Annotated in this window: 20 protein-coding genes; 11 read left to right on the top strand and 9 right to left on the bottom strand. The window is 50.8% G+C overall.

The window, feature by feature from the left end; translation table 11 throughout:
• The first annotated feature begins 17 nt into the window (after positions 1–17).
• The 4 genes from bicA (at position 18) to HCG48_RS09525 (ending at position 4,571) form a co-directional block, all read left to right on the top strand.
• Complete coding sequence (gene bicA, locus HCG48_RS09540) at positions 18–1,736, top strand: bicarbonate transporter BicA (RefSeq protein WP_168568952.1); 1,719 nt, start codon at positions 18–20, stop codon at positions 1,734–1,736.
• A 450-nt stretch (positions 1,737–2,186) separates the two neighbouring features.
• A complete protein-coding gene (locus tag HCG48_RS09535; protein WP_168568951.1) occupies positions 2,187–2,783 on the top strand; it encodes a cytochrome b/b6 domain-containing protein in 597 nt (198 codons plus the stop codon).
• A 46-nt stretch (positions 2,784–2,829) separates the two neighbouring features.
• Positions 2,830–3,006, top strand: a complete 177-nt coding sequence (locus HCG48_RS09530) for a hypothetical protein (RefSeq protein ID WP_168568950.1) — start codon at positions 2,830–2,832, stop codon at positions 3,004–3,006.
• A gap of 128 nt (positions 3,007–3,134) precedes the next feature.
• Positions 3,135–4,571 (top strand): dolichyl-phosphate-mannose--protein mannosyltransferase, encoded by a 1,437-nt coding sequence (locus HCG48_RS09525; RefSeq protein WP_210437207.1) that lies wholly within the window; start codon positions 3,135–3,137, stop codon positions 4,569–4,571.
• Between the two features lie 278 nt (positions 4,572–4,849).
• On the opposite strand, the gene trmB is transcribed toward HCG48_RS09525, so the two are convergent.
• From trmB to csaB, 3 genes are all read right to left on the bottom strand, one after another.
• Complete coding sequence (gene trmB, locus HCG48_RS09520) at positions 4,850–5,485, bottom strand: tRNA (guanosine(46)-N7)-methyltransferase TrmB (RefSeq protein WP_168568949.1); 636 nt, start codon at positions 5,483–5,485, stop codon at positions 4,850–4,852.
• A 446-nt stretch (positions 5,486–5,931) separates the two neighbouring features.
• Positions 5,932–6,918, bottom strand: coding sequence for an adenosine deaminase (locus tag HCG48_RS09515; protein WP_246259999.1), 987 nt, complete (start codon positions 6,916–6,918; stop codon positions 5,932–5,934).
• A 105-nt stretch (positions 6,919–7,023) separates the two neighbouring features.
• Positions 7,024–8,085, bottom strand: a complete 1,062-nt coding sequence (csaB, locus tag HCG48_RS09510; RefSeq protein ID WP_168568948.1) for a polysaccharide pyruvyl transferase CsaB — start codon at positions 8,083–8,085, stop codon at positions 7,024–7,026.
• A 186-nt stretch (positions 8,086–8,271) separates the two neighbouring features.
• On the opposite strand from csaB, the gene HCG48_RS09505 reads away from it, so the two are divergent.
• Both HCG48_RS09505 and HCG48_RS09500 read left to right on the top strand, forming a co-directional pair.
• Entirely contained in the window at positions 8,272–8,598 is a 327-nt protein-coding gene (locus HCG48_RS09505; protein WP_168568947.1) for a DUF2499 domain-containing protein, read from the top strand.
• Between the two features lie 49 nt (positions 8,599–8,647).
• A complete protein-coding gene (locus HCG48_RS09500) occupies positions 8,648–8,935 on the top strand; it encodes a DUF3593 domain-containing protein (RefSeq protein ID WP_200664887.1) in 288 nt (95 codons plus the stop codon).
• A 229-nt stretch (positions 8,936–9,164) separates the two neighbouring features.
• On the opposite strand, the gene HCG48_RS09495 is transcribed toward HCG48_RS09500, so the two are convergent.
• From HCG48_RS09495 to gshA, 3 genes are all read right to left on the bottom strand, one after another.
• Complete coding sequence (locus tag HCG48_RS09495; protein ID WP_168568946.1) at positions 9,165–11,606, bottom strand: peptidoglycan DD-metalloendopeptidase family protein; 2,442 nt, start codon at positions 11,604–11,606, stop codon at positions 9,165–9,167.
• Positions 11,607–12,740: 1,134 nt separating this feature from the next.
• Positions 12,741–13,229 carry a tRNA (cytidine(34)-2'-O)-methyltransferase gene (locus HCG48_RS09490; protein ID WP_168568945.1) on the bottom strand — a complete coding sequence of 163 codons (489 nt, stop codon included), beginning with the start codon at positions 13,227–13,229 and terminating at the stop codon, positions 12,741–12,743.
• Between the two features lie 195 nt (positions 13,230–13,424).
• Positions 13,425–14,576, bottom strand: coding sequence for a glutamate--cysteine ligase (gene gshA, locus HCG48_RS09485; RefSeq protein ID WP_168568944.1), 1,152 nt, complete (start codon positions 14,574–14,576; stop codon positions 13,425–13,427).
• Positions 14,577–14,919: 343 nt separating this feature from the next.
• On the opposite strand from gshA, the gene HCG48_RS09480 reads away from it, so the two are divergent.
• The 3 genes from HCG48_RS09480 (at position 14,920) to HCG48_RS09470 (ending at position 17,626) form a co-directional block, all read left to right on the top strand.
• Positions 14,920–16,212 carry a glucose-1-phosphate adenylyltransferase gene (locus tag HCG48_RS09480; protein WP_168568943.1) on the top strand — a complete coding sequence of 431 codons (1,293 nt, stop codon included), beginning with the start codon at positions 14,920–14,922 and terminating at the stop codon, positions 16,210–16,212.
• On the top strand, positions 16,213–16,413 hold the full coding sequence (locus tag HCG48_RS09475; RefSeq protein ID WP_168568942.1) for a hypothetical protein: 201 nt from the start codon (positions 16,213–16,215) through the stop codon (positions 16,411–16,413). It abuts the gene before it with no gap.
• A gap of 172 nt (positions 16,414–16,585) precedes the next feature.
• Entirely contained in the window at positions 16,586–17,626 is a 1,041-nt protein-coding gene (locus tag HCG48_RS09470; protein WP_168568941.1) for a DnaJ C-terminal domain-containing protein, read from the top strand.
• 53 nt (positions 17,627–17,679) lie between these two features.
• Here HCG48_RS09470 and HCG48_RS09465 read toward each other — a convergent pair whose 3' ends face one another.
• Positions 17,680–19,191, bottom strand: a complete 1,512-nt coding sequence (locus tag HCG48_RS09465; RefSeq protein ID WP_168568940.1) for a UbiD family decarboxylase — start codon at positions 19,189–19,191, stop codon at positions 17,680–17,682.
• A gap of 272 nt (positions 19,192–19,463) precedes the next feature.
• Between HCG48_RS09465 and HCG48_RS09460 the strand changes: the two genes are divergently transcribed.
• Positions 19,464–20,960 carry an NYN domain-containing protein gene (locus tag HCG48_RS09460; RefSeq protein WP_168568939.1) on the top strand — a complete coding sequence of 499 codons (1,497 nt, stop codon included), beginning with the start codon at positions 19,464–19,466 and terminating at the stop codon, positions 20,958–20,960.
• A 317-nt stretch (positions 20,961–21,277) separates the two neighbouring features.
• Positions 21,278–22,684: a sensor histidine kinase gene (locus tag HCG48_RS09455; protein WP_168568938.1), complete on the top strand. Its 1,407-nt coding sequence runs from the start codon at positions 21,278–21,280 to the stop codon at positions 22,682–22,684.
• A gap of 95 nt (positions 22,685–22,779) precedes the next feature.
• On the opposite strand, the gene HCG48_RS09450 is transcribed toward HCG48_RS09455, so the two are convergent.
• Together HCG48_RS09450 and HCG48_RS25420 are read right to left on the bottom strand one after the other, a co-directional pair.
• A complete protein-coding gene (locus tag HCG48_RS09450; RefSeq protein WP_210437205.1) occupies positions 22,780–24,111 on the bottom strand; it encodes a pentapeptide repeat-containing protein in 1,332 nt (443 codons plus the stop codon).
• Between the two features lie 108 nt (positions 24,112–24,219).
• On the bottom strand, positions 24,220–24,429 hold the full coding sequence (locus HCG48_RS25420; RefSeq protein ID WP_210437204.1) for a hypothetical protein: 210 nt from the start codon (positions 24,427–24,429) through the stop codon (positions 24,220–24,222).
• Positions 24,430–25,147: the final 718 nt, after the last annotated feature.

The following is a 25,147-nucleotide window of genomic DNA, read 5'->3' as shown; positions in this document are numbered from 1 at the left end:
AATTTCAATACTACTCTATGCAATTGACCAATCGTATAAATTTAAGTAACGTGAGGGGCGATCTGTTTGGCGGGGTAACGGCTGCCGTAATCGCCCTACCGATGGCGCTCGCCTTCGGGGTGGCCTCCGGAGCGGGCGCACAAGCAGGCTTGTATGGAGCCGTACTCGTCGGATTTTTTGCCTCCTTATTCGGTGGAACGCCGACCTTGATTTCCGAACCGACCGGGCCGATGACCGTGATCATGACGGCGATCGTCGCCAGCCTCACGGCAGCCAATCCCGAAAACGGTATGGCAATGGCGTTTACCGTCGTGATGATGGGCGGGCTCTTCCAAATCCTGCTCGGTTCGTTAGGACTCGGGAAATACATCACCCTGATGCCCTATACCGTGGTTTCCGGGTTCATGTCCGGAATTGGCTTGATTCTGATCGTGCTTCAGATCGCGCCGTTCCTCGGACATGGCAGCGTGGGCGGCGTGTTGGCGACCCTACAGAAAGTGCCGGAATTGATTTCGACCATGAATCCGGCAGAAGCCACATTGGGGGTAATGACCGTCGCGATTCTGTGGTTGATGCCCTCGAAATGGGGTCGTTTAGTTCCGCCGCAATTAGTGGCCTTAATTCTCGGTACGGTTCTGTCTCTGTTCTTTTTTGGAGACATTGACGCCATCCGTCGGATCGGCAACCAAGGCGAAGGGATTCCCACGGGCTTACCCAGTATGCAAATGCCCTTCTTCACCTTGGCTCAAATTCGCACGATGCTGGTCGATGCGATGATCCTCGGGATGTTAGGGGCGATCGACGCCTTGCTAACTTCGACGATCGCCGACAGTTTGACTCGCACCCACCACAACTCCAACAAAGAACTGATCGGTCAAGGAATCGGTAACATCATGTCCGGTCTGTTTGGCGGACTGCCCGGGGCGGGGGCCACGATGGGCACGGTGGTCAACATTCAAACTGGCGGTCGCACTGCCCTTTCCGGTTTGACTCGCGCGATCGTTCTGATGGTGGTCATCCTCGGGGCTGCGGATTTAACCGAAACGATTCCGATGGCGGTGTTAGCCGGAATTGCCCTCAAGGTGGGGATCGACATTATTGACTGGAGTTTCCTAAAACGCGCCCATCACGTTTCTTGGAAAGGTGCGTTAATCATGTACGGCGTCATTGCCCTGACGGTCTTGGTGGACTTGATGGTCGCCGTCGGTGTCGGTGTGTTCGTCGCCAACGTCCTCACGATTCAGCGCTTGAGCGATTTGCAAGCGAAAGATGTCAAAGCGATTACCGATGCGGATGACGAAATTCTCCTTGAAGATGAAGAGAAAGCGCTCTTGCAAGAAGCCGACGGTCGCGTGTTGCTCTTCCACTTGAGCGGTCCGATGATCTTCGGAGTCTCGAAGGCGATTTCTCGCGAACAAGCGGTGGTGGATAACTACGATGTTTTGATTCTCGATTTAAGTGACGTTCCTTTGTTAGGGGTGACTTCTTCGCTGGCGATTGAAAATGCGATTCAAGAAGCCCGCGAAAAAGGATGTCAAGTGTTTATTGTCGGAGCTACTGGCAAAATCAAAAAACGCTTGGAAAAATTCGGCATTCTCGATTTGATTCCGCCGCAAAACTTGTTGATGGATCGACGGGTTGCTTTACGAGAGGCCGTTGCTTTCGTCAAAGGAGATGCCAAGGAGCAAAATAGTCATCCGAATGCGTTAAATTTAACCCCGCTTGAAGAGTCCTAATTTAAAGGAAATAAGCAGGGTATTATCGCGTTTCCGGTGAAGTCATAGGGGGAAGCTCGGGTCAAATTCCCACCTTCCTCTTATGACTTCAAAAAAACAAGGTTTGTCAAGATATCGCCTACTTTTTTGTCTATTTTCCCCTTGAAGTTCGATCGCCAATCCGATCGATCGAACATTGAATTTTATCGAATTTATTGTTAGAGGCGCGAGCGATCGCGCCTCTAATCTGTTTAAAGGGGTGTTGAAAACTGAAAGCTGAGAAAACCTTGCACTGAAGGGCGATCGCGGGTTCGATACTTTTCGAGTCACGAACCGAGTCGAGGACAAGCCGGAGAGTCTGACAAATATGGTATAAGGGTTATCAAATTGGCGATCGCCCGGTAACCTTCACCGAGGCGCCACGCTATCCTCTCTGATGTTGAGAAGGTCTATCCCAAACAGGTCACATTCATGAGCGAGCGATCGCGTCCCTATCAACCCTCCCTATTGCGACTGCTGCACGCCGCAAATGCGTTGGTCGTCCTCTGTGCGTGGTTGAGTGCGATTCTGGTTTACAATACCTACGATCGCCGATTCGTCCAACTCCCGCTACCGGAGATTCCCGGAACCATCGACATTCACGGCACCTTTGCGGTGGGTTTGCTGTTGACCCTACCCCCGTTCGCCCTCTATAGCTTTCATCTCGGTTCCAAACGCTTGATCCAGTCCGATTCGTGGCGACAACTCAAGCACCTCGATCGCCCCTCCGGTCGCTACGCTTTGCACCGGATTGCCAATACACTGATCCTCCTCGCCACGACCCTTGCCTTTGTTTCCGGGCGCATGATGAAAGAAGACTGGTTGCCCCAAGGTAATTTACAGGAGCTTTGGTATACTATACATTTGTGGGGATGGGTTATCGTTGGAATTGCCATCGCCTTGCATATCGCACTTGGAATATGGGTTGGCGGCATCGCCCTGATGCGATCGATGGTGTCGTGGCGAATGCGTGAAAATGACACCCCGCAAACCTGGTGGCAGCAAGTCCAACGGATTTGGAAGCCTTAATTTTTGTCTGTTTCGTGTTGATTTTGTCATCCTTGGAGGGGCGATCGTGAATTCTCGTTCTCCCGTACTGGTCATTGTTGAAATTATCGTTTTTGGTGGTTTGATCTTCGGCGTCATTGGACCGTTATTCCACGGGGAAGAAGAATCGCCTCAATCCCATGCAGCCACTTGCTTGCATGTGCGATCGCGGGGTGCTACTCCAGCAGACTTTCTCCCCATGTGAGCGATCGCCCGCGTGCAATAGATTCTCGATCGCCGTCCGATCCCGGATCCGATCTCGCGATCGTTGCCAACCGGGAATCGGGCCGACGGATTTGTAGCCGATCTGAAGAATCGCGATAACTTGCACTCATGGCCAAATTTTTTGTAAAAGTTAGCGAACATCCCGCCTCATTTCCTCTCGCTATGGCGGCGATTTTTGCAGTATCTTTCGCCTTACGCTTTTGGGGGTTAAGCCGCTTTAATACTTTAGTCTTTGATGAGATTTATTTTGCCAAATTTGGCAACCATTATCTGACCCAAACGCCATTTTTTGACGCCCATCCGCCTCTGGGCAAATATATGATTGCCCTCGGAATTTGGATCGGCCAATTTCTCCCCTTCGATCGCGATCCGATCGACGACCTGACAGGTTCCCTACTAACCCCCTGGGCTTATCGTTGGTCGAATGCCTTCGCCGGATCGTTCCTGCCGATTATTGTGGGGGCGATCGCCTATCAACTCAATCGCCGCCGCAGTTTCGCCCTCCTCGCCGCCAGTTTTACCGCCGCCGACGGCTTCTTACTCGTCGAATCTCGCTACGCCCTGATCGACTTATTTCTTGTCTTTTTCGGACTTCTCGGACAATGGACCTTTTTGCGGGCCGTTCTTAAACCTGAAGAACCCGATTGGCGGTGGTTGACTTTGGCAGGTGTATTTTTTGGGGCGGCGGCGTCGGTGAAGTGGAACGGTTTAGGGTTTTGGTTGGGAACGATCGCCGTTTGGATCGCTGCAAAAATTTGGCAGTGGCGGCGATCCTTGCCTTCAATGCTAACCGTTCCCCCCTTACAAAAGTTAGCCAATTTAAAGGTTTTCCCGGTTCTATTCACCCTGATTGTCATTCCGGCGATCGCCTATAGTTTATTTTGGATTCCCCATATTCAACTCAATCCCAAATATGATTTTATAGAAGTCCACGACCAAATTTTTGGGTACCATCGCCGCTTGGGGAACGGGTCGGATATTCATCCCTATTGTTCCAATTGGTTGAGTTGGGTGGTGATGTGGCGTCCGGTGTTGTACTACTACGAAAAAGCTGGAGGCGATTTACCCGTAAACCCGGAATTACCCCCCTTACCGGAAAATTCGCCCCCGGTCATATTTGCCGTTCACGCCATGGGCAATCCGATGTTATCGTGGCTTTCTACATTAGCCATTTTTATTTTAATTTTCGCGATCGCCTATCGCTGTTGGCAGCATTGGCGATCGCCCCAAGATTCCGCGATCGCTTACGATTGGATCGGGATTTATTTAGGTGGGAATTATTTAGCAAATTGGCTACCTTGGGCGATCGTCACTCGCTGTACATTTTTATATCATTATATGAGTGCGTCCGTATTTTCGTTTATGGCGATCGCCTGGTTTGTCGATTTATGGTTGCACAGCGATCGTCCCTATTTACGAGTTTTAGCGATCGTTGCCATTGGGGCGATCGCGATCGCCTTTTGCTTCTGGCTTCCCGTCTATTTAGGATTACCCATTTCCCTCAAACAATGGCAAATGAGAATGTGGTTACCCTCGTGGATTTAACTCAAGTACTCTAACCTAAAAAAAATTCGCGTTTAGATTTTAGATAGAAACAGTAACCCTTAGAGACTGTTTAGAAAATAAACATTAACAACCCGGTTTGAGAGGAAGTGCCAGGTAGGGGTTTGGAAACCAAACTTCACTAGGATTTAGAAACCAAACCCCTACTTCTCTAGGGTTTGGAAACCAAACCCCTACTAAATTTTTCGATTTTTTCTTTATAAACAGTCTCTTACAGACGTTTAAGCGATCGAAACTCCCGACCTACAAGCTTTCTCTTTCTATCGCTTCCTAAAGATTGTCCGATACACCGGATCGCCTTTTTCTAATACTGACTGTTCTCGTTCCGTCGCTACGGGGAACAGATTGTTCGATAACCATCGTTCGCCATGAGGCTGAAAAAATGCCGGATGTTCCGCAAAGCGATCGCGCATTTCAACTTCCACCTCATACACGTCAGATTGCAGGAAAATTTCGACACCGGATTCAATCTCATTTGCTAATTCTTCCACAAACTCCGGCGTGACAACCCGCCGTTTTTGGTGTCGCTTTTTAAACCAAGGATCGGGAAACTGTATCGAAATTCTTGTTAAAACTCCTTTCGGTAGAGAGTCTACTAAGGGTTTAAACGAATTATTGACATTGCAGAAGATATAATGAAGGTTTTGAAGTTCCTTTTCATCCCGGAGACTCAGGGATCTTTCTACAAGCGGTTGGCGAATTTCTAAACCTAAATAATTCCAGTCCGGTTCGAGTTGGGCCATTTCCAATAAAAAGCCGCCGCCAGCAGAACCAATATCGAGATGCAAAGGTTTCGTTATGTCGGTGTAAATCTCGGACCAATCCGGCGGCGTAACCGGAGTTTGGTAAGCTTTACTCAAAGGATTGACATGTTGGCGAACTCGTACCCGTCCCACTCCAGAGTTTCTCCTGCTAAAACTTCGTTTAGGCGATCGATTTGTTAGAGTCTATTATTCTCTGAGATCGATCTAGATCTTGTCAAGGATAGATTTGCTGGTTTGAAAAACAAACAATCAATCGGGGAAAGGCGATCGCCTGTTTTAAAAATACTTAAAAATGAAGATATTTTATAGTCTTACTATCCTGTCACATTGATAAAATAGCCTAGGATTTAAAACAACAAATTATCTTTATTTTAATCGGAATACAGTGCGGTAAAAGACTGTTTAGAAAGAAAATATCAAAAAATTTAGTAGGGGTTTGGTTAACCAACCCCTACAAGCCACAATAGAAAGAGAGAGTTAGGGTAACCTGATGGTTGCCATCTATCGTTTGACGATCCTGCGGTTGCCTCCTCTCAAATAGGGCTGTTAATGTTTATTTTGTAACCAGCCTCTAAAAATTAGCGATTCTCGCTCAAAAAGGAAGCCTTAAACGAATTTTTTGCTAAGGTTTCGATATCATGTTCGTCCAGATCTAAAGCCGTTGCCGCTTGTTGGAAGTTTTCGACAATATAACCGCCGAAATATGCCGGATCGTCGGAATTAATGGTCGCGCATATTCCCAAATCTAATAACTTTTTAAGATTGTGGTCTTTCATGGATGGAAATACGCATAATTTAAGATTAGATAAGGGACAAACCGTGAGGGGGATTTGTTCGGCGACTAAGCGTCGAACGAGTTTCTCGTCTTCCAAACAGCGAACGCCGTGATCGATTCGCGAAACTTCGAGCAAATCTAAGGCTTCCCAAATGTATTCTGGCGGTCCTTCTTCTCCTGCATGGGCCACGGTTAAAAAACCTTCTTGTCTGGCGCGATCGAATACGGCTTTAAATTTACGGGGTGGATGTCCTAATTCTGAAGAATCTAAACCGACGGCAATTATCCAATCTCGATAAGGTAATGCCTGTTTTAGGGTATTCATGGCCGCTTCGGGGCTGAGATGGCGCAGGAAGCATAAAATTAAATGGGAACTAATTCCTAGTTGAGTTTTACCGTCTTGTAAGGCGCGATGAATGCCACGAATGACCGGGTCGAATTCAATTCCACGATCGCAGTGTGTTTGCGGATCGAAAAAGATTTCGGTATGTTTGATATTATCTTTGGCAGCTCGTTGTAAGTAGGCCCAGGTCAGGTCATAAAAATCTCGTTCTGTTTGTAAAACGCTGGCAGCAGCGTAATAAATATTGAGAAAAGATTGGAGATCGTGAAAATGATAGGCTTGACGGGCAGCTTCGACGGATTCAAAGGGGAGTTTTACGCCGTTTCGCCGTCCGATTTCAAACATCAATTCCGGTTCGAGAGTCCCTTCGATATGAAGGTGCAATTCTGCTTTAGGAATGTCGCGAATAAGGCGAGCGATCGCGTCCATTGTTTTATGTTCCTTCATTAAATTGAGAATGAGGGAGTGGGAATCGGCAAGTTCTTAGGCTGGGTAATATGCCCGGTTCCCCCTTGTGCTTTCTACCTCTATGCCTTTTCCCTTGTCCCTTAGTTATAGAATTCCCAATTTCTCCATGCCTTTACACAAAATTTGTCGATGAATCAAGGAGCGATCGACGAGGGAATGAATTGAGATTTCGTTGAGGCGATCGCCGTTGGCGTAATGTTCGATCCAGGCTTCGGCAATGGTGTTAGGATCGGTGGGTAAGTCGGATAATTCCCAACCGGGAAGGTTTAAATCGGCAATCAGTTGGCTGACTTTTGGATCGTAGCTGAGGGCGAAACAGCGACAATGTTCGGCGGCGGCCATAATCAGACTGTGAAAACGCATTCCGATCGCCATTTCCACGCCGCGAAACAATCCTTTGATTTGTCGTGGATCGTCGAGATTGTAGATAGAACTCACTTCGGGAAGTCGGGCGTGAATCGTTTGGGCGATCGCCAAATCTTGAGAAGCTTGAAAGGGAACGAGCAGAATAAAGGTATCGGTAGCTTTTTGGAATTGGGCGATCGCCTGGGTGAGGATTTCCAGGCGTTCGGGGGTCAAATGGCGGTGCGATCGCAAGTTGACGGCGACCCGAGGGGCCGGAATATCCCACAATCCCTCGACGGGTTTGGAGTCGAGGGCCCAGACCGGATCGGGGGCGAGGGTGAAGGGAACCTGCCAATCGACGAGAAACTGGGCGGAACGGGCGTCCCTAACGCTGACGGCGTCACACCCTCGGAAGGCGTGACGGGCGATTTGGCGGACGAACGATCGCTCTAACGGGCCGATTCCTTGGGCCCAGGCGATCGTTGTTAAGCCCAACTGTTGCGCCAAGCCCATCAATCCGGCATAGTACAGGGGACTGGTGAAGCTGGTGGCGTCTTGAATTAAGCTGCCGCCGCCCCAAATAAAGACCTGCGATCGCCGCAAAGCTTGCCAGACGCGGATTGCAGACATGCGGTTGGTGGCTTGGACGCCGTAGCGATCGCGGGTCGCCTGCGGATCCCCAGACAAGACCACCGGGGTGACCTCCGGGGGCAACATTTGCAACAAGGAGGCTAACAGGGCCTCATCTCCCGCGTTTCCTTTACCGTAATAGCCGCACAATACCGCCCGAATTTGCCCCACGATCTGGTTTACTCCCTTTGCGATCGATGTTGTCTCGTAGACTCTACACATAACCCATAACGGCACCGATCGAAACGGTCTGGCGATCGGTACGGGGGATCCACGCCGATCGATCGCCCGCCCGTTCCAAAAAGGTCTAAGATCTAAACTCTAAACTCTAAAACCTCTAAACTCTAAACACCGATCGTGCACGCTTTATCAATTCCAACCTGGATGGTTCACGTTTCCAGCGTCATCGAATGGATAGCCGCAATTTGGTTGATCTGGCGGTATGGCGAAATTACGGGCAATCGCTATTGGTGGGGACTGGCGGCGGCGATGTTACCCGCTTTAGTCAGTGCCATGTGTGCCTGTACCTGGCATTATTTTGACAATCCCCTCGATCTGGCTTGGCTAGTCACCTTACAAGCGTCGATGACGGTTTTAGGAAACTGCACCCTGTGTGGGGCGGCGTGGTGGATTTGGCGACAAACAAAACAAACAAACACCGATTCCGCTTCCGATTCCGATTGACGGGCGAACGGACGGGTATTGTCTGGCAAAATCAATGGTTTAAGGATTCATGCTGTCCAAAGACAACTTATTTGCAATTTCCCTCTTTCCTTACCTCGGCTTTTTATGGTTTCTCACCCGTTCCGGTCAAATGCCCCGGTTAGCCCTGATCGGCTTTTACGGGACTTTAGTCTTTGTGGCGGTGACCATTCCCGCCGGAATTTATGCAAAAGTGGCTTATGGAGAAAGTTTGGCCAATATTGACGTTTTACACGGCAGTGCGGAAATCTTTTTAACCCTGTCGAATATTTTAATTGTCTTGGGATTCAGGCAGGCGGTACGGGCGATCGAAAAATAAAACGTCCCTCGCAAAATTCGCCCTCCAAATTGCCCTGCAATCGTCAAAGGGAGCCAGGTGGCTCCCTTTTAAGATCTCGATGATCTATCAACTTTTTTACTCCAATGGCATTTGGAGAGGGGATGGGCCGAGTACCCATCCCGGGAAGCATTTGCTAACACGATCTCCCTCTGATGACAGCGTATAGAGAGCAAATGCCAATCAATCGCCCTTATGGTTATTGCGCAGCTTATTCCGCAGGTAGATAGGCAATCGGATTGACGGCACCTTGTCCGGCAGGATGAATCTCGAAGTGCAGGTGGGGTCCGGTACTGAAGCCCGTGCTGCCCATTTCGGCCACTTGCTCGCCTTGAGAGACATTTTGGCCTTCGCGAACCAAAATGCGGTGATTGTGGGCGTACAGGGTCAAACTGCCGTCGGGATGTTCGATTTCGACTAAGTTACCGTAACCGCCCGCGTTCCATCCGGCAAAGGTGACGATCCCATCGGCGGCGGCATAAATCGGGGTGCCGATCGGTCCGGCGATGTCGATGCCTTTATGCATCCGTCCCCAGCGCCAGCCGTAGCCCGAACTTAAAACCCCTTGGGCAGGCCAGGTATAGCCGTTAAAGCGCGCTGGAGCGTCGGGAAGATAGTTTTCGGGGCCTTTTAAGGGCGGCAATGACGGGTAAACGGTCTGACCGATGGTGGGTTGCACGATCGGGGCGTAGGTTTCCGGATCTAGGGGAGCGGCGGCGATCGTCTGTTGTTCCCGTTCTCTAGGATCCGCACTCGGCACCGGAAGGGCGGTGGTGTCGGGGGTGGATTGGGTTCCGGGATTGGGAACGGAGCGATCGCTTTGCACGCCGTCGAATTCGGGGTTGCGCTGCCGTCCGGGGAGTTGGCTTGCTGCGGATTCGTTTTCGGCGTCTGCGTCTAAGGAAACGTCGAGTTCGGCGTTTTCAGTGCGATATTTTTCGCGCAGGCGTTCGATTTCGGCCCGCAAGCCGTCAACGTAGTAGTTGGCGGTGGATTCGCTGTTTGCCGATCGCCCTTCGCGATCGCCGAAAGCGACGTTATCTCCCGTAGGTTCTTCGGTTTCGGTCTCGCTAGCGGTTCCCAACTCGGCATTTTGGTTGCGATATTTGTCGCGCAACTTGTCGATGTCCGAGAGCAATCCGTCGATTTTATCGCCTTTTTTGGAAGCTTCCGGCTCTAAGGCGATCGGGTTTTCCACGAGGGAGGGGGTGGCGATCGGACCGACGGGTTCCGACGGACTCAACCCGGAGATTAAGGGCAGATCGACGCGGGCCGATGCGGTGGTCTGCAAGCGATCGCTTTCTTCGACCGTGGAAGTGTCGGCGATCTCGACCTCGGAGCTGCGCGCGATCGCAGCAGGCAATTCCAAGTTTTCGGTAGAGGGGGTTGCGGCTTGGAAACCGCTATAGCCGATCGGTAGAGAAGGGGTTGCCAGCTCTTCTTTTTCTGAAGTGTCGAGCTGTTTTTGAGCGGCGTTTTCCTCGGAAAGCAGAGGAATCTTCAGTTTCTGATCGACTTTGATAAAGTTCGGATCGCTCAGACGGTTTTTCGCAATTAAATCGACGGGGGAAATACCGTTATTGTGTGCGATCTCGTCGAGGGTATCTCCCGGATTGACTTGGTAAATTTTCGAGGCGGCGACGTCGGTGGCTTCCGGCTCGATAATAATGGCGTTGTTTAAGTCCGGTTCTTCGACGGCGTTGGCGCTATCCCGAGCGGCTTGTGACGCGCGCTCGATCCGATTGGGAAGTTGCAAACTTGAAGCACGAACCCGTCCGGTGTCTTCGTGGGTTGCCGTCGGCTCGTCAATTGTCGGGGCGACGATCGCGCTTTCGGGAGAGACGGCTTCGGTTTCCCCTTCGTTGTCAGTGGGGACGTCTTCCAAACTCGGGAGGCGATCGCGGGTGCGGTTCGTTTCCGGTTCGCTCGGCGACTCCGACGCCAAGGGAGACACGGGAGCGATCGGGTTGACGGGTTCGACCGTCAGGGTGCCGCTAGTTTCGTGTTGCTCTTGAGGGGTGGCGATCTCTTCCCCCTGGGACTCGAACCGATCCAGGGAGTTTTGCAGGCGGCTACGTTTGAGGCGTAAATTCTCTAAGGCGTTTTCCTGTTGGAATCTCAGCTCTGTCGTGACTTCGCCCACACCGGAACCGAGAGGATCGACGGGTTCGGCGATCGCCGCTTCGGCGGACGGAACTCGAAGGGATGGACTGTTCGAGACCTCTATCGGGTTCACCGGAAGACTATGCTCGGGATCGGCCCCGGCTTCCATTCTCCGAACGGGCGTCACCCACGTCACCGACGGAACTGCTCCTGTAGAGTTCGATGTCGCCGAGTCCTCCGTAGTTGTGGAGGCTCTAGCTTCGTCCTCATTGACCGCCTCACCCGATGCGGAAACTTGGGCGGGGGAAGAAGGAACTCTAGGAGTGGAAGAATCGACGGCGGCTAGTGGCTCGGCTGCAACGGCTCCATCACTTTGTTGGGGGAGCAAGATGCTCGATGCCCCCATTGAAAGGGCAAGTCCAAGCATGGCCGCCGAGGTACGGGCCCTGCGGGGGCCGGAAACCGCCTGTTTGTTCTCACCCCCGATCGCCGCAGTGTCGGCAACAGGGAGGGAAACAGGCTTCATCTTTTTCGGAAATGCTCGTTTCAAAAAACGACCTCCTAATGACCAGCGCTCAACTGTCCTTGAGTCAATTAGCGTACCACCCGTCTGCGATCGAGATCGCAATCAATATGAGACCGAAGTCACTGACAGAAAAGATACTTAGGCAAGATTACCCTGGTTTTTTGATTTAGACAAGCTTAAATCCTTCGGTAAAACTGAACGGGATAATTACGTTCTTTAAACTAGCGTGAAACTAGCGTGGGTTTCGATTGTTGTCTCTCGCCAGTCGGACTGGCAAGTTCGACTGAGTAGCACCCTGACTCAAGCCAGGTATCCAGTGATTTTCGGCGAGTATAGGTCATGAATATGGCGGGACTTGTTGCCGTCGTTACGGAAACCCGACCGCCGATTTCGATGCCTGCGAGCCCACACGAGGGTCATGCTGCTAGCAAGTTCTACCCTGCGAGCTAACTGCAACAGGATCGAGCAAGGTCATGACTCGGATCTCTTTTGTCGGTATTAGAACTCATGAGAGCCTCAACCGATCTCCGGGTTGGGGAGGAACGTGGATCTCGATTTCGATCTCAATTTCAATCGGGTGAAATTGGACTTCGATCTCGAATTCGATCGCCGTTCGCACCACAGGAGACTGTAAAGCGATCGCCGCTCAAACCACAACCGTACAACTTTGGACGATCCCCCGCGATCGCTTCCGAGAATTGCGGAAGCCATCGGCGATCGATCCGGGCGAACGCCTTGATTTTGCTTAGAAAATCGAGCTTTTTGACGATCGTTCTCCAGAACTGGAGATGATTAAAATCTATCAATCAAACTCCCACTTCTCCGGTTTTCTTGTATATAAATTTCTTATCGATAGCGGAATGGTCTGTCCCTCTATTTCCGGATAGTCTGGGGAGTAATTACGTATTTTCACTAGATTGTCCGATGGCTCGACCTCTGACGGGCTTGGGCTTGTGGCGATCGCCCACCCGTGTATTTCGAGCGAAATGACGGGGCGATTGAAAAATCACTTATGTCATTCATCAGATCGATTTATTTAATTTCTAGAAAAAAAATTCAACCGTATTGAAAAAACCCGAGGGGCGATCGTCCAATTGTTCCTAGAGCGCGATCGCTTTGCCCTCGACCGAGACCCCGGGGCGCCGCGACGCTTTCCCCTCAAACCCTAGGCGGTTTCGGCGGGCCTCCTTCGAGATAGCCCAACTGACGGCGAGCCTCAAAAAGCCCTAACGCCGTACTGACGGAGAGATTGAGGCTGCGAACCCCCGGTTGGATCATCGGGATGTAAAGAGTCGCGTCACAACGTGCTAAGAGTTCTACCGATAACCCGGTGGTTTCGGCGCCGAACAATAGCCAATCGTCATCGCGGAATTGAAAATGAATGTAATTGTCCCTTCCCCCGGTGGTGAACCCCAACCAGCGTCCGCCGAGGGAGCGGTGGAACTGGGTAAAGGCTTCGAGGGTTTCGTGGTAGTGGAAATCTACATAGGGCCAGTAATCCAACCCCGCTCGTTTGAGATAACGATCGCTGATTTCAAACCCCAACGGTCCGACGAGATGCAAGGGGGTTTGAGTGGCCGCACAAGTTCGGGCAATATTGCCTGTATTGGGCGGAATTTGTGGATTGACTAGAACAACTTGGGGCATAAATTCCTGGTTCTCGATTCGCGCACGAATCTCATCGTATCGCGCCGGGATGCGGCGATCGCCCTTTGGCTTCGCCGCCGCCCAACGATTGGGATTTTTAATACGAACGGGAATTTTTTAAATGATTAGATATTCTTATTTGACAGGACGAATGAAAAGTGCAGTCCCGATTTCACCCCCGATCGCCCTTGCCAATTAGGCCACCCAAGGGGGACAGAGCTGCCCTTCGAGTTCCAATTCTTGTTGGTGCATCTGACGGATGGCGCCTTGCACCACTTGCGCCGGGTCGAGACCGCGATCGATCTGGGCGAGCCACTGTTGGGCCTCATTGCCCTGGCGCAAAATTTTCTTGACGGGAGACAAAAAGCACCCAAAACCGTAGTGGCGAGCGAAAGGGGCCACCTCTTGGTAAAGCTGTTCGATCCACTCCCGGGCGCCGAGGGGTTGGCCGTCGTACCAGTGGCACAACTTAGCATCCAAACTCGTGCGGGCGGCAGCCGCCTCGTTGGCGGCGGTGAGGGCGAGCAAGTCTTCGGCGCGATTGGAGGCGGGCAATCGACTGCGTTGGAGCGGGTCCAACCCCGGATCTTGAAAGAGCTGTAACAAGCGCGCTTCTAGGAAAGCGGCGATCGCCAGCAGCAAGATCGGGTCGCCGACCAGGTCGCAAATCCGCAATTCCAGACGGTTGATATTGTACGGGCGGCGATCGCCGTTCGGACGCACCGACGCCCATAAATGGCGGACATTCTGCATCGTCCCCGCAGCGAGTTGCTCCTCAGTCCAGCGAATAAAGTGGTCGTGACTTTCAAAAAGCGGCACGTGTTTGGGCGTCTGCGGGAACACCTGCCATCGGGTCGAATGGGATCCGCTTACCCGACCGTCCAAGAACGGAGACGAGGCACTCAAGGCCAAATAAAGGGGCGCCTCGACCCGAATCAAACGGTAAGCACGCATCAGCACTTCCGGGTCGTCAATGCCGATATTGATGTGAATGCTGGCCGTGACCACATCCGTGCCGTAGGTTTGCTCGATATAAGTATGGTAGGGATTGCTCGGATCGGAACGGTAGAAGCGATCGCTGCGACCCAAAGACAGGCTGCTGCCCGGAATCAGGGTGTAATCCCCCAACGTTTTGAGATAGTCGCGCAACCGCAGACGCGGACGCACCAAATCGCACAGTAAATGCTCGTAACGACAAAGGGGCGCCGTCGTATATTCCACATTGCGACTATCCGGCTCCCTCACGAATCGGTTGAGGGCCGCCACAATTTTGTCGGACAGACCGACAATTTCGCCGTGAGGCGTCCCGGTGTACACTTCGACCTCGAAGCCTTTCGATAGCAGCACGGGTTCTCCTTATTCTCAGTCAACAAAGGGCAGCAATCCCCTCTATTATGAACCCAAGACGGGCGATCGCCCCCGACCGAAAGCGTTCGCGAGGGCTGGAGAAGCCATTTAAAAATGCGCCACCCCCTTGTCAACTTTTCCGGGGGATCGGACACTTGAGGTGAGAACTGCCGTCAGCCGTTGGCTCTGAGTCAGAGCGACCCGTGTCACCATCGAATCAGAAAATTAAACGCGATCGAACGTCAAGGGCGACGGTCCCGTTGTCTGACCCAGACACTCACCCACCCGGTTGGAACGGCTGACTCGACCCACTGACCGAGTAGATGCTGTTGAGAGGTTTTTTGTGAAAAGAGTTTTAGCGATTATTTTGGGCGGGGGTGCTGGTACCCGTCTCTACCCACTGACCAAGATGCGGGCGAAACCCGCCGTACCCCTCGCGGGAAAATATCGTCTGATCGATATTCCCGTCAGTAACTGCATCAACTCCGATATCCTTAAAATTTACGTCCTGACCCAGTTCAATTCGGCGTCTCTCAATCGTCACCTCGCCCGAGCCTACAGCTTTGCAGGCTTTACCGAAGGATTTGTCGAAGTCCTCGCCGCCCAACAGACTGCGGACAATCCGACGAGCTGGTTTCAAGGAACTGCAGATGCAGTTCGCAAGTACTTGTGGCTATTTGAAGAGTGGGACATCGACCACTATTTAATTTTGTCCGGAGATCACCTCTATCGGATGGACTATCGGGAGTTCATCAATCGCCACGAGGAAACCGGAGCCGATATTACCCTGTCGGTGCTGCCGATTGACGAAAAACGCGCCTCCGATTTCGGATTGATGAAGATCGACGACACCGGACGGGTCGTCGATTTTAGCGAGAAGCCCAAAGGGGACGCCCTCAAGCAAATGGCGGTGGATACCACCACCCTCGGCTTGAGCGAGCAAGAAGCCAAACAAAACCCCTATATTGCGTCGATGGGAATTTATGTCTTCAACAAAGAGGTCATGAATACCCTGTTGCGCGAGGCTCCCGATCGCACGGACTTTGGTAAAGAAATTATTCCCGCTTCGGCGAAGGACTACAACGTCCAAGCGTATTTATTTAAGGGATATTGGGAGGATATTGGAACGATTCAGGCGTTCTACGAGGCGAACTTGGCACTGACCAAGCAGCCACAACCGCCGTTTAGCTTCTACGATGAAGAAGCGCCGATTTACACCCGTTCTCGTTTCTTACCGCCGACGAAGCTGCTCGATACTCAGGTGACCGAGTCGATTATTGGCGAAGGGTGCATTATTAAAGAATGTCGCATCGATCGCTCGGTGTTGGGCATTCGCTCGCGGGTGGAAGCCGGATGCACGATCGAGGATGCGTTGGTGATGGGTTGCGACTATTACGAACCCTTTGCCGAACGTCAATCGGGCTTGCAAGAGGGGCGCATTCCGTTAGGGATCGGCTCCAATACCACGATCCGCCGCGCGATCGTCGATAAGAACGCTCGCATCGGTCGGAAAGTGCAAATTATCAATAAAGACCACGTGGAAGAGGCCGATCGCGAAAGCGAAGGGTTCTACATCCGCAATGGCATCGTGGTGGTCTTGAAGAATGCCACGATTAAGGATGGAACGATTATCTAATTGTCTGGTCGGCAAGCTGGATTGACGGCATTGCCGATCGCCCAGTTTGCACGATCGCAGGAGGCGCGATCGCACCGGGGAGTACGTCCCTGTTTGACGGGCGATCGCGCTGTCTACTTGCGCCGATCTCCTCCAGGTACGGAAATTGCGTTAGTTCTCCAGTGCAAGAACCGAACTTTCCCGAACGAACAAATTCGATAGCGTAGAATGGCGACTCGACCTCGACTCGCGACGGGCGAACAATCCAGTCCCCGACAGATCGCGCGCGATCGCCCCCCCAATCTAAAATCTAAAATCTAAAATCTAAAATCTAAAATCTAACCCCCGCAACCCCTAAAACCCTGTAACTGAATATCGATGAGGAGGCAGATCGATGGCTGCGACCGACTTTAAAGACTACTATCAAATCCTCGGCGTCAGTAAAAACGCCAGCGTCGAAGAAATCAAACGCACCTTTCGCAAATTAGCCCGAAAATATCACCCGGATATGAATCCGGGCAACAAGCAAGCCGAGGCCCGTTTTAAAGAAATCAGCGAAGCCTACGAAATCTTATCCGATCCGGAAAAACGCAAGAAATACGACCAATTCGGCCAATATTGGAAGCAAGCGAGTACCTCCGGCGGTGCCGGATGGCCTTCTGGCGGTGCTGGATCCGGCGTCGGCGTCGATTTTGGCAACTTCGATTTCAGTCAGTTTAGTAGTTTTGACGAATTTATCAACGAGTTACTCGGTCGCGTCGGGGGAGGAAGCAGCAGTCGCGGGGGCGGCTGGAATTACAAATATCGCACCAGCAATTCCGGCCCGAGTGGCTTTGGAACGGGGTTTGACGATTTTGGTGGGTTCGGCGATCGCACCAGTACCAGTAGCACCTCTCTCGACCGCGAAGGTAATATTACCTTAAACTTCGGCGAAGCCTTTCGCGGCGTCACCAAACGCCTCAGTGTCGGCAGCGAAACCATCGAAGTCCGCATTCCCGCAGGGGCTAAACCCGGCAGGCGCATTCGCGTCCGAGGCAAAGGTCAATACAGTCCTTACAGTCAAGAACGCGGCGATCTCTACTTAAACGTAGACCTCCAACATCATCCCTTCTTCCAATTTGAAGGAGACAATCTCGTTTGCGAAGTCCCCATCACCCCGGACGAAGCGGTATTGGGTGCCTCCATCGAAGTCCCTACCCCGGACGGTACGGTGAAAATGAATATCCCGCCGGGAATCCGATCCGGTCAGTCCCTGCGATTGCGCGGGAAAGGATGGCCGAATCTCAAAGGCGGTCGCGGCGACCAACTGGTAAAGATTACGATCGCCCCCCCGAAAAATGGCGATCTCAGCGCCACCGAACGGGAATATTACGAAAAAATCCGCGCCACCCGTCGCTACAATCCGCGCGCCCATTTGCAGGGAATGAGAGTTTGAGTACTCGGGAGTGGGGAGTCGGAATCTCTATTCCCCATTCCCGAAATCGAAGATCAAGACCCAATTTCATACCCAAAGAGATTGGGATTGACCTCATCCAAGTTTAAATCGGCTAACCCATATTCCGCCCAACGGCGATCGACCATTGACGCCACCTCCGGGTCGGATTCGAGGGCTTCCCCCCACTCATGTTCGGTTTCCGGGGGGATTTTGGTGGTTGCGTCGATCCCCATGCGTCCGCCCAAACCAATTTTTTCACTGGCAAAATCTAACGTGTCAAACGGCGTATTGGGCAGAATAAAAACATCTCGACTCGGGTCTACTTTCGACGAAATCGCCCACACCACTTGACGCGGGTCGCGGATATTAATCTCTTTATCGACGACAATCACGAACTTCGTGTATGTAAATTGCGGTAACGCACTCCAAAACGCCAAGGCGGCGCGACGGGCTTGACCGGGATAAGCTTTATCGATGGAGATAATCGCCGCTTTATAGCTGAGGGCTTCCATCGGGAGGAAAAAGTCGGTAATTTCCGAGACTTGTTGGCGCAAGATCGGGGTGTAAATCCGGTTGAGGGCGATCGCAATAATTGCTTCTTCCTTCGGCGGGCGCCCGCTAAACGTAGTCGAGTAAATCGGATCTTTGCGGTGAGTCAGACAGTGGAAGCGAATCAAGGGCGAATCTTCGACGCCGCCGTAATACCCCATGTGATCCCCAAACGGACCGTCGGACAACATTTCCCCGGGGGTAATCGTTCCTTCTAAAATAAATTCGGCATCGGCGGGGACTTCTAAATCGAGGGTTTTGCATTTCGCTAACGCCACCCCCGAACCGCCGTAGAGTCCCGCAAATAGCCATTCGGACAAGTCCACGGGAATTGGTGTGGCGGCGGCCATAATCAATAAGGGATCGATTCCGAGGGCGATCGCAATTTCTAATTTTTTGCCCTGTTGGGCGGCTTTGCGCAAGTGACGCGCCCCCCCACGAACGGATAACCAATGGACGGTCATGGTCGTGGACGATTGCAACTGCAAGCGATAAACGCCGACGTTAGGAATTCCCGTTTCGCAATCTTTCGTAATCACCAATCCGAGGGTAATAATTCGTCCCGCATCGCCGGGATAGGGTCGAATCATCGGAATTTTGTTTAAATCTAAGTTATCTCCTTCGACGATAACTTCCTGACAGGGAGGGAAAAAGTTACGTCCGGGTTTAGCTTTGAGAACGTCAAACAGGAGTTTCCCAAATTCGATCGCCTGGGAAATTTTTTTCGGCGGTTTGGGTTGTTGCAACATCCCTAGTTTTGCACCGAGGGTTTCGAGTTCGGCGGGTTTTTCCATATTCATGGCCCAGCAGACTCGTTCCTCGGTTCCCAGACAGTTGATGGCGACGGGATAATCGGATCCTTTGACGTTTTCAAACAGTAAGGCGGGACCGCCTGCTTGTAAGACCCGGTTGGAAATTTCGGCAATTTCTAAATCGGGATCGACAGGGGTGGAAATTCGCCGCAATTGTCCGCGTTGTTCGAGGAATTGGAGAAATCCGCGTAAGTCTCTAGCCATGTGTTGGGATTGAAGGATTCGATCGGGTTTGTACTTCTATTATCCCGGAAGGTGTGGAGGATGAACATTGGCGCGATCGCTTATAGATCGAGTATACTCAACTCCTAAGCATAGTGCCTCGATGTCATAACGCTGAAGATATGGCGGGTTTTTCACCCTCATTCTTTATCTAAAATAATATCTAAAACAATGATTTGAGTTCCAAAACTCAGAGAATAAAAGGCACGGCGTGCGAATATTCCTTAAAGTGTTTTCGGGAGGATTGCAGTCCAGTGGAAGATGGAAGAAGAGAAGTTGAAGTTGACCTAAGTCGTGAATTTTTTGAGGATTTAGAAGATAACAACGGCCATCAAAAAGTAGAGAGTGAGATCGTCGATCTCGTGACTGGCGACGATCGCGCTTATCCGATCTTTCGACAAGACGAGTTCGATCTCTCTCGGAAATTAGAGCAGTTTTTTGAAAATAGGTTTATTCAGACGAAATCATTTGAGGTTATTGCTAAAAAACTCAGCGAATCTCTGGAAGATCGCGAGCAACCACGAGCAATTTCTATGATTTTAGTCGATGCCGAAAATTTAAAAATCAATCAAAATACCGATCGGTTTTTAGAAGATCGAGCGGCTTACCCGTTAGAAGTTAAAATCGCTTTTGCTAATTGGTCGAATCCTTCTCTGGGAGATTGGGACAGACAGCTTTACAGTCGCGGATATCAATTAATTCACGTTCCCAAAGGGAAAGATGGGGCGGATGCAAAGGCGATCGCGATGGGCAGTTCGCTATCGATTCGCGATCGCCAACTTAAGGAAGTTTTTATTGGTTCTAACGATCGTTTATTAGATCATTTATGTAATGAATTACTCAATCAAGGGGCGATCGTTTATCAGGTAGGGATTAAGGGCGATCGCATTACCCTCAAACATCTAAATCATGGCGAAACTAAAACTTATTCTTTAAAAGATTACGAGCCGATTGAAGATAAATTAGAGTCAATTGATTTAGTTCAACAGAAATTAGAGTCTCAAAATTCAAAGATTGAGAAGATTGAGAAAACGCTTTCATCTTTAGAGCGTTCAGTTGCAAATATACAAAAATACATTGCCAAACAGGGAAGTTTGGGGGGCGATCGCCCAACGACGGAAACAGTTTCTTCAAATAACAGTCAAAAAGTACAACAAGAAAAGGAAGCTACTGTAACTCAAGCGGGTCAATTTAAAACTGAAGCCGATTTAGCTACAGCTTTAGTTACAATTATCCGCGATCGTCAGAAACTATCGCCGAATTCCCCGATGAATTTGATTGAATTGGGAACTGAATTTCGAGCAATCTACAGTCAAAGTGTAGGAAATCTTGTTAAAGAGTCGAAATTAGCTAAAAATTTATCTAAATTCTGCGAAAAGCGAGCGGAATTTAGACTCGATAAATCAGTCAATCCTTACCGAATCTATCTACAGTCTCAAAACAAATCACAACAAAAACAGTCCGCCGATTCCCATGTCAATTCAAACTCCACACAATCGACTCATATCTCTTCACAATCCGACTTAGAACAGGCTTTGCAGACACTTATTATCTCTTTAAGACAAAAGCAATCTGAAAAAACTGTCGATCTATCCATTATTGGAACGGAATTTCATAAAAGATACAATAAATCACTCAGTTCGGTGTTAGAAAAGTTAGGTATGGGTAAAAAAGTTATCAACTTTTTTAAAACATCCACTAAATTTAAAGTACATAAAACAAAAAATAATTATAAAATTTCACTATCGTAATCTTCAAGCAGGTACAGCACTCGGGCGATCTGATGAGGTACAGCGCGATCGCCCCTATCCCCCCAACCCCCTTTGAAAGGGGGGCGAAGGGGGGATTTCGGGGGGAAGGAGGAAAATCCCCCTGTTTAAGGGGAATTTAGGGGGATCTAAATGTTTTGCATAGCAGAGAAAAATGCTGTAGCCCAGACAAAATCGCTATAAATGGACGATCGCTGTCACGGAAGTGACCGTTGATTTTCGTGCAGCAAATCACGACAGAGAAATCCGATTTAATCTAAAATTTAATACCATCTAAAATCTAAAATCTAAAATAAAATATGTTTCAAGCAACTCGGCGGCGATTGGCGATTTGGTATGCGACAGTTACGGCGGTTTTGTTGTTATTGTTTGCAACTGGATTTTATGTTTACGTCCGAACGACATTGATCGAACGGATTGACGATACCCTCAAACACGTGGTGGAGGTGGTAGAACGATCGCTGGCGATCGAACCTGTCGCGGGAGAAAACAACCATTTTCGTGTCAATATTGTCGCGAGTTTTCGCAATACTCCCGAGACCATCGAAGACGATCGCATCGATATCGAATGGTTCAGTCCGATGGGGGAACTGTTGTGGTCTACGATGTGGGAACCTCTCGACGTTCCCCTCCATCCCGATCGCGTCGGCGAAACCGTACAATTGCAAAGCGGTCAGCTTTTGCGACAAGTCACCGATCGCGTGCAAATCGGACGGGAAGTTTTAGGATATTTGCGGGTCAGTCACCCCTGGTTTGAGGTGACTAAACCGATTCGCCAATTAATTTTTGATTTGACCGTGGGGACGATTTTAATGGTGATTGGAGTGGCGGCGATCGGGTGGTTGTTATCTGGGTTGGCGATGGAACCTGTCAAAGCATCTTACCAACATTTAAAACAGTTTACGGCGGATGCATCTCACGAGTTGAGAAATCCGATCGCCACGATTCAAACGAACGTTCAAGTTGCTTTGGCGGATCCCGATCTCGACAATAGCGCACAAAGACAACAACTTTTACTGGTGGAACGACTCACCCGACGGTTGGGAAAATTGGTGGACGATCTGCTATTTTTGGCGCGACAAGATAGCGGAATGCTACACCCATGTTGGGAAACGGTGCATTTAGACGAGTTGGCGATCGAGGTGGTGGAAGAACAGCACGCGATCGCCGCCGACAAGCAAGTTTTACTCTCACTCGATATACTCGACCCCTTGCCGGAATCGAACGCGGAGGAACGGCGATCGGGGGAATACACCCCACCCGCCGACCTCGACTTTACCTTATCCGGCGATCGCGACGCCCTAGCGCGGTTATTGACCAATTTGGTGAGCAATGCAGTCCAGTACACCCCAAATGGCGGTCAGGTCGAAGTTAAGTTGGACTACGTTCCCGCCGCCAATCGGTCCAACCCCTCCGAAAATTTACGGGTGACGATCGCCGATACCGGAATTGGCATTCCCAACCGATGTTTACCGCACATTTTCGAGCGTTTTTATCGCGTCGATCCGGCCCGAGCTCGCGACAACGGACGAAACGCCTCCGGCGTCGCTTCGCTAACGGCTCAAACCGTTTCTGGGTCGGGGTTAGGACTGGCGATCGCTCGGGCGATCGTCGAGAGTCATCACGGTTACATTCGGGTTAAAAGTCAAGAGAATAACGGAACGACAGTACAAGTAATTTTACCGATCGCCCAACCCGAAAAATAGAATTCCAACTCTACCCCTGTTCCTTCACCCTGGCGCCAATCCGATCGCGGCGCTACAGATTTCAGTCTTTCCCACCTACCTTCTACCTCTTCCCCTCACCTCACCACCGTACTCAAATCCACATTATCCAAATTCGTTCCCTCTAAATTCGCCCACTGTAAATTCGTTTTCGTTAAATCAGCCTTTCTTAAATCCGCCCCACTTAAATTCGCCCCCCTCAAATCCGCCCGAGTTAAATCCACCCCTCGCAAATCCGCTTCACTCAAATTCACCTGATTTAAACTCGCCCCCGTTAAATCTGCTTCCCGTAAATCCGCCAAGCGTAAATTCGCCCCCCTCAAATCCGCGCGCGTTAGATCGACACAGCGTAAATCCGCTTGGGTCAGATTGACTTGATTCAAACTGGCGCCAATCGTATCGGCCCAACGCAAATCCGCCCCTTTCATATTCGCATCCGCCAAATAAACTTTTCGCAAATTGGCGCGAGTCAAATCTACCCCCATCATGTCCGCCCCACTGAGATTCGCACTGCTCAAATTGGCGCCGCGCAAATCCGCCCCAATTAAATCCACCCCACTCAAATTAACTTCAGCCAGAGAAACATTCGGCGCAATCCAATAAGCACCGCCGAGGGTCAGATCGATCCCTTCACTGAGCCGAGTTTTGACATCGTAAACCGCCTTGTGCAAGATCGCGCCTTTTAAATTGGCTCCCGTGAGGTCGGCGCCACTGAGATTGGCTCGAAATAAATTGGCACTTTCTAAATTGGTTTCGACCAACTTCGCACAACGCAAATTAGCACCGCGCAAATCCGCCCGTTTGAGGTTGAGTCCGCTCAAATCCACCCCACTGAAATTGCCCCCCGGAAGGGAAATATCGGAAGTAATCCAATAGGCCCCAGTATTTTTGGGGTCGAGTCCGTCACAGAAGCGGGTCCTCAAGTCGTAGACCGCTTTTTGCAGGATCGTCCCGCGCAAGTCGGCTTGACTGAGATCGGCGCCGCTCAAGTTGGCGCCACTGAGGTTCGCTTCGTTAAGTTTGGCGCCGATTAAATTGGCACCGCGTAAGTTCGCCCCGCGCAAGTCGGCTTCGGTGAGGTCGGTTCCGACTAAGTTGCTGCCTTTGAGGTTGGCCCCACTGAGGATAGATTCGCTGAGGTTGGCTAAATTGAGGTTGCTTTCGCTGAGGTCAGCTCCGGTGAGGTTGGCTCCTGCTAAATTGGCACTAATCAGATCGGCATAGGAAATGGTCGCTTCGCTCAAATCCGTCCCGGTGAGGTTGGCTTCTCTCAGGTAAGCGCCTCGGAGGTTGGCACCGCGAAGGTCTTCCCCGGTGAGGTTGGCGGGAATGAAGTCGTTTCCAAGAGGTTTCTGCAGACTGAGTTCGTGGTTGGTCAATGGGGTATGGGTTGGCAACAACGGTGACATGCTCGTCCCAAGTATCGTGCAACCTTTTAATGTTGGTTGGTCGTACCTGGGAGGGAACGGAGTTGAGTCGAGGAATTCTTTCTTGGCTTTTGGCAGATTGTTTTGTAGTTAGTGGTAGCTAGGGAAGGGGTAGTCTGAACTCTTGATGGACTCCGACTCCAAACTACACCGCTCGATCGCATACTTGCGAGAAGCGATCGAGTCCGTGAGTTCGCGCAATGCATAGCTGTAGGATGCCGATAACGTTTCCAACCACTCATCGAGAAGTTGGGTTGGTTGGCGATCGCGGTAAATTCGGTAGGTGTACTTCACAATCATGGTTGAATTTTACCGCTTTTTCTAAAGTGCTAGAATCCAATTTCGCGGCGATCGCAGCCGCGAAGCGACTTCTCGTAGAGTCCCCCTCAATCTGGCGCGCATTCCTCCCAGACCTCTGGAGGCGGTTCGGCGAGCAAGAATTCCGCGATGTCTAGGTCTTTCCCCTTAGCGGACGGGGGGTTGGCGTGGTGCAGGAGTCGGGTTCTGCAATCGCGAATCGCCCGGCCAAGCGCAGAACGGCACTAACGGCTCGGGTCCTCCGTACAATTGAGGAAGTTGTTTCTAGTTGAAATGGGCGATCGTAAACTTTCTTTGCATTTTTCACCCCTCTTGAAATCCCATGCTAAATTATTAGGTGAAGCCGAAGGGCTTCCCTGGCAGATAAAGCAGCCAAGTGTCACCGCACAACAAGCAAAGAGGTAAAAGCTGTTTCGTTTCATATCTGTCTCGTCCAACCACAACACCCAACCCACTGGGATTTTTCCTCAGTTTGCGACAAGAGAGCGCGGGGACTGAACGGGGAACAAAGGATCTGTCCGATCTCTACGGGGTTCAGTCCGGCTCTAAAGGCAACGGCCAATAAGAGGAAAAGTTAGCAGGAAAAAGGGTTGGGTGTTGTTTTGCCAATTTTTCACTCGGGCAAGATCGCACTGGAGGAAAGGGGTCGCCGTGGCGTAGAATCCAATCTCTTGGATGGTGATGGGTCGAATGCTGAGGG

Source organism: Oxynema aestuarii AP17, assembly GCF_012295525.1.
Classification (GTDB): Bacteria; Cyanobacteriota; Cyanobacteriia; order Cyanobacteriales; family Laspinemataceae; genus Oxynema; species Oxynema aestuarii.
The sequence above is the reverse complement of the archived record's forward strand: the minus strand, read 5'-3'. Positions and strand labels throughout refer to the sequence as shown.